We start from the raw sequence: 6,041 nt of genomic DNA on the forward strand, positions 1-6,041 counted from the left end.
TGGTCGGGGCGCCGGCGGCAGCCGACTGGTCGGCAGCAGCCTGCGCGTCGGTGGCGGCTTCGTTAGCCGAAGCGGCGGCGTCCTGGGCCTGCTCCTGCTTCGAGCACGCGGCCAGGGCCAGGCCCAGGGCCATTGCGATCAGCAGCTTGTTGATGCTCATTGTGTCTATCCTCGTCGTTTAGTTAGGCAACGCGCGAATGCGCGCCCTCAACATGATGACAAGCCAAAGTCGGCTGTCAAGCGCATGCGCATTCATTTTTGTGTTTCAGGGGTTAATCCCAATCAAATCAATTCGATGGCGACCGCTGTCGCTTCGCCACCGCCGATGCACAGCGTCGCGATTCCGCGGCGGCCGCCACGGCTGCGCAACGCATTTAGCAATGTCACCAGCAGCCGCGCACCGGAGGCGCCGATCGGATGGCCGAGCGCGCAGGCGCCGCCATGGACGTTGACCTTGGCGTGGTCCAGGCCCAGTTCCTTGATCGGCACCATCGCCACCACGGCGAAGGCTTCGTTGATCTCGAACAGGTCGACGTCGTCCAGGCTCCAGCCGACCTGGTCGAGCAGCTTGCGGATCGCGCCCACCGGCGCGGTGGTGAACCATTCCGGCGCCTGCGAGAAGGTCGCGTGGCCGACGATCCGCGCCAGCGGCGCGACGCCGCGGCGGGCGGCCTCGTCGGCGCCCAGCAGCACCAGCGCGGCGGCGCCGTCGGAGATGCTCGAGGAGCTGGCCGCGGTGACCGTGCCGTCCTTCTTGAACGCCGGCTTCAGCGCCGGGATCTTGGTCACGTCGGACTTGCCCGGCTGCTCGTCGCTGTCGACCCGTACCTCGCCCTTGCGGGTGGCCACGGCGACCGGGACGATCTCGTCGGCGAAGGCGCCATCGCGCTGCGCGGCCTGCGCGCGGTTCACCGATTCGATCGCGAACGCGTCCTGGTCCTGGCGGCTGAAGCCGAACTTCTCCGCGGTGGCCTCGCCGAACACGCCCATCGCCTGGCCGTCGTCGGGATTGGTCAGGCCGTCCCAGGCCATGTGGTCGACCGCCTGGAAGTTGCCGTAGCGGTTGCCGGTACGCGAGTTCGGCAGCAGGTGCGGCGCGTTGCTCATCGATTCCATGCCGCCGGCGACGACGATGCTGGCCGAACCGGCCTTGATCAGATCGTGTCCCAGCATCACCGCCTTCATGCCCGAGCCGCAGACCTTGTTGATGGTGGTGGCGCCGGTGCCGTCGGGCACGCCGGCCGCGCGCGCGGCCTGACGTGCCGGGGCCTGGCCGAGATTGGCCGGCAGCACGCAGCCCATGATGACTTCGGAAACGTCGGCGGCGGGGATGCCGGACTGCTCGAGCGCGGCGCGGATGGCCGCGGCGCCCAGCGTCGGCGTGGGCACGCCGTTGAACTGGCCCAGGAACGCGCCGATGGCGGTGCGCTTGGCCGCGGCGATGACGATCTCGGTCATGGCAAACCCTTACGAAAGTGGTGTGCCGATTATCGGCCGCGGCGCGGGTTCTGCCAATTGCGTCCACCACCGGGCCAGTCCTATGGTTTGCATTCCAGTGTAGATTTGACGTAGTTCAGCGCCGTCGTCGGCGGCCGCTAACCGGGGCAACACCGGCCGTATGGCCGGCAGACGACATTTGAGGGGAATGACATGCGGGCATTGATGGCACGGTCGCTGCTGGCGGCCGCGGTAGCGGTTGCGCTCACCTCGTGCGGTGGCGGCGGTGGCGGTGGCGGCAATCTGACCCATGGCAGTCCGCCACCGACCTCGCCGCCTCCGCCCCCACCACCACCGCCGCCTCCGCCGCCGCCGACGTCGCCACCTCCGACCTCGCCGCCGCCGCCACAGCCGGCGTTCGACGCGCACCTGACCCTGACCAATACGCTGGCCGCGCACAACGCCGGCTACGACGGCAGCGGTTACCGCATCGGCGTGGTCGACACCGGCGTCAACCGCAACCATCCGGCGCTGGCCGGGCGGGTGGTGTCGAACCTGATCTACGTCGATCCGAGTCAGAACAACACCAAGGTCGACGACGTCGACGGCCACGGCACCACCGTGGCGCAGCTGGCGGCAGGCAAGTCGGTCGGGCAGTGGCCGGGCGGCATCGCGCCGGGCGCGCAGATCGTGTCCGCGCGCATCATTTCCGACACGCCGCCCAAGGACGACGGCAGCGGCAGCGGCAACCAGGTCAGCGGCGGACTGGGCTTGACCCAGGTGCACCAGGACCTGATCAATGCCGGGGTCAAGGTGATGAACAACTCGTGGGGCGGCATCTACTGGACCGACCTGAACTCGACCAATGCCATCGCCGCCGAGTACCGTCCGTTCGTGCTCGGCAACGGTGGCCTGGTGGTGTTCGCCGCCGGCAACGAATCCAAGTCCACGCCCTCGGACATCGCTTCGCTGCCCAGCAAGGCCGGCCCCAACGGCACCCTGCCGGCGGCGGACCTGGAGCGCGGCTGGCTGGTGGTGGCGGCAACCGATTCGAGCACCGGCACGCAACTGGCCTCTTACTCCAACGCCTGCGGCGCGGCGATGCGCTACTGCCTGGTCGCGCCCGGCACCGAGGTGTTCGTCGATCCCAAGGCGACCACCTCCACCAGCAACCCCGACTACTACTACGGCAGCGGCACCTCGTTCGCGGCGCCGCTGGTGTCCGGCGCGGCGGCGCTGGTCTGGCAGGCCTTCCCGTACTTCACCAACGATCTGGTCCGGCAGACCCTGCTCGGTACCGCCACCGACCTGGGCACGCCCGGCGTGGACGCGACCTTCGGCTACGGCCTGCTCAACGTCGGCAAGGCCGTGCAGGGACCGGGCCGCTTCGACTGGGGCGACGTGACGGTGGGGTTCACCGGCAATTCGACCTGGGCCAACAACATCGCCGGCAGCGGCGGGCTGATCAAGCAGGGCAGCGGCACGCTGAATCTCAGCGGCACCCAGAACACCTACAGCGGCGACACCCAGGTGCAGGGCGGCACGCTCAGCGCGGCCAGCCTGGGCAGCTCGAACGTGGCGATCAGCAATGGCGCCACCTTCGTCGGCACCGGCGCGCTCGGCGGCAGCGTCGCCAATGCCGGCACCTTCCAGGTCGGTGCGGCCACGCTGAGCCTGAGCGGCAACTACGTGCAGAGCAGCAACGGCCGCCTGGCGCTGCTGGTCGGCGACAAGCTCTCGGTCGGCGGCAGCGCCACCCTGCAGGGCGGTTCGCTGTACGTGCTCGGCAAGCGCGACTACGTGGTCAACAACACCGTGTACACGGTGCTGCAGGCCAACGGCGGGCTCACCGGCACCTTCGCCTCGGTGACCACGCCGTCGAACGTGTTCCTGACCTCGTCGCTGTCCTACGACGCCACCAGCGCCTCGATCACCGTGCAGTCGCTGAGCGTCACCGCGGCCGCGGCCAGCTTCGGCAACATCACCGCCGCCACGCTGGCCTCGGCGACGCGCGTGGACGCGGCGTTCGCGCAGCTCAACACGCAGCTGAGTCACGACCCGGCCACGGTCGATGGCGCCCTGCTCAAGGCGGCCGGCGCGGTGCAGCAGTCGCCGAGCGTGGCGGCGGCGTCGGCGACGCTGCGCAGCCTGTCCGGCGAGGCGCATGCCGCGGCCACCGCGATGACCTTCGACACCATGGACCTGCAACGGCGCGCGCTGTCCAGCCGCTTCGACACGCTGGTCGAGCAACCGCGCGCGGTTGGCGCCTGGAGCCAGCGCCTGGGCGAGACCGGGCAGGGCAGCTTCGCCGGCAGCCAGTTCCAGCTCGATGGCTGGCTGATGGGCCAGGACCTGCGCCTGGGCGAACACGCGGTGGCCGGCTTCGCCTTCGGCGAGAGCCGCGCCAGCGACGCCGGCAGCCTGGACCGCAGCCGCAACCGCCAAGTGCAGGGCCAGGCCTATCTCGGCGCGATGGCGGGCAATGCGTACGCGCTGGCGCAACTCGGTAGCGGCCAGTACCAGCGCCAGCTCGACCGCAGCCTGCTGCTCGGCGACACCGTCGCGGACGCCTCCAGCCGCTACGCCGGTCGCTTCCTGTCCTCCAGCGTGGAGGTCGGCTATCGGCTCGGGCGCGGCCCGGCGTGGCTGACCCCGTATGCCGGCGCCGACTACAGCCGCATCGACAGCGATGGCTTCCGCGAACAGGGCGGCGATGGCTTCGGGCTGATGGCCGGTGCCGCCAGTTCCTCGCGCAGCCAGGCGTTGGCCGGCCTGCGCGGCGGATTCGGCGGGCGCGGCTGGTCGCTGCAGGGCTATGCCGAGTGGCAGCAGACGCTGGCCGCGCAGGGCCTGGACCGGCAGGCCAGCTTCGTCGGCGTGAACGCGTGGGCGCCGCTGGTGGACCTGCAGCCGGCGCGTTCGGGCGGCCTGTTCGGCGCCAGCCTGCAGACCCGCTGGAACGGCGGGCTGCTGGGGCTGGGCTACGACCAGCGCTTCGGCCCGCGTGGCGACGACCGCGCGGTGTCGCTGCGCTATCGCCTGGGCTTCTGAGTCCGGGGACCCGGTCCGGCGCGTGCGGCGCCGGTGCGGGGGCGATCCGTCAAGCAGGGCCGGGACGTCCCGGCCCTGCGATCTGCGGCCTTCCGCCTGCGGCGCAGGCGGCGCGTGGCGTCACTCGCCGCGCAGATGGCCCATCGAGCGCGGCGCGGTACGGCCCAGCGGCAGCTTGAGCTTGCCGATTGCCTGCATGCGCGCCTCGGCGATGCGGTCGGCGGCCTGTTGCGGCGGAATGTTCTCGCGCTCGGACAGGTCGAAGATCTTGCCGAGGTTGTGGTACATGCTGCGGATCAGCCGCATCGCGCGCTCGCGGTTGTAGCCGTCGATCTCCAGCGACACGTTCATCACGCCGCCGGCGTTGACCGCGTAGTCGGGCGCGTAGAGGATGCCGCGGCGGTGCAGTTCCTCGCCGACCGCGGCATTGGCCAACTGGTTGTTGGCGGTGCCGCAGACGATCTTGACCTTGAGCCGCGGCAGCTTGGCCTCGTCGAGCGCGCTCTCCATGGCGCACGGCGCCAGCACGTCGGCGGCGACGTCGTAGATATCGTCCGGGTCCACCGCTTCGGCGCCGTATTCGGCCACCGCGCGCGCGACCAGCGCCGGGTCCAGGTCAGTCACGAACAGCTTGGCGCCGCGTTCCTTGAGCAACTTCACCAGCTCCATGCCGATGTGGCCCAGGCCCTGCACGGCGATGCTGGTCTTGCCGATCTCCTCGTGGCCGAACTTGCGCTGCAGCGACGCCATCAGCGCCTGCAGCGCGCCGTAGGCGGTGAACGGGGCCGGGTCGCCGGAGCCGCCGTGCACCTGGTGCACGCCGGTGACGTACTCGGTCTCCAGGTAGATCTGCTCCATGTCGTTGACGTCGGTGCCGACGTCCTCGGCGGTGATGTAGCGGCCGCCCAGCGAATCGACGTAGCGGCCGAAGGCGCGGAACAGCGCTTCGGACTTGTCGCTCTTCGGGTCGCCGATGATCACCGCCTTGCCGCCGCCGATGTTGAGCCCGGCCAGCGCGTTCTTGTAGGTCATGGTGCGGCTGAGCCGCAGCGCGTCCTGCAGGGCGGACTCGGTGTTGGCGTAGGGGCGCATGCGCACGCCGCCCAGCGCGGGGCCGAGCACGGTGTTGTGGATGGCGATGATCGCCTGCAGTCCCACGTCGCGGTTGTGGCAGAAGACGACCTGTTCGTGGCCGGTGTTGGCTAGCGTTTCGAAAAGCATGGGGGCTCCGCTGGCGTTGCAGGTGTCGGACACCATGGTCCAGGAACGTGCCTGGTGGGTGGCGCAAAACAAAAACGCGACGGTTCCGGAACAGGCCCTGAGCGTCGCGATGGCGGCATTTTAAAGCAATTGCCAGCCGCCCGCGCGACGGCGCCGCGGCCACGCGCGGGAATCTCGCGGCTCTGTGCGACGCCAGTCGGGCAGGTGGCGTGCCGGTTCGCCGGGCGGCTTGCGTGGTGGCGGGACGCGGGCTTCCGCGGCAATGGCGCTGGGCACCCGGGTGCTGGCGGTGCGATGGCGGATCTGGTCGGTCGAGTGCTGACGGTGGCCGA

4 protein-coding genes are annotated in these 6,041 nt (G+C 70.2%); 1 reads left to right on the forward strand and 3 read right to left on the reverse strand.

Annotated elements, in window-relative coordinates; all coding sequences use genetic code 11:
* Nucleotides 1-282 precede the first annotated feature (282 nt).
* On the reverse strand, nucleotides 283-1,458 hold the full coding sequence (locus D180_RS21300) for a thiolase family protein (protein ID WP_017914368.1): 1,176 nt from the start codon (nucleotides 1,456-1,458) through the stop codon (nucleotides 283-285).
* Between the two features lie 192 nt (nucleotides 1,459-1,650).
* Between D180_RS21300 and D180_RS21305 the strand changes: the two genes are divergently transcribed.
* Nucleotides 1,651-4,488: an autotransporter serine protease gene (locus D180_RS21305; protein WP_043091509.1), complete on the forward strand. Its 2,838-nt coding sequence runs from the start codon at nucleotides 1,651-1,653 to the stop codon at nucleotides 4,486-4,488.
* A gap of 120 nt (nucleotides 4,489-4,608) precedes the next feature.
* Here D180_RS21305 and D180_RS21310 read toward each other — a convergent pair whose 3' ends face one another.
* Together D180_RS21310 and D180_RS24715 are read right to left on the reverse strand one after the other, a co-directional pair.
* Nucleotides 4,609-5,709: a Glu/Leu/Phe/Val dehydrogenase dimerization domain-containing protein gene (locus D180_RS21310; RefSeq protein WP_017908213.1), complete on the reverse strand. Its 1,101-nt coding sequence runs from the start codon at nucleotides 5,707-5,709 to the stop codon at nucleotides 4,609-4,611.
* Nucleotides 5,710-5,829: 120 nt separating this feature from the next.
* The coding region (locus D180_RS24715) for a hypothetical protein (RefSeq protein WP_232760619.1) at nucleotides 5,830-6,041 on the reverse strand (212 nt) is incomplete at its 5' end.

This window comes from Xanthomonas sp. SHU 166, from assembly GCF_000364685.1.
Taxonomy (GTDB): Bacteria; Pseudomonadota; Gammaproteobacteria; order Xanthomonadales; family Xanthomonadaceae; genus Xanthomonas_A; species Xanthomonas_A sontii.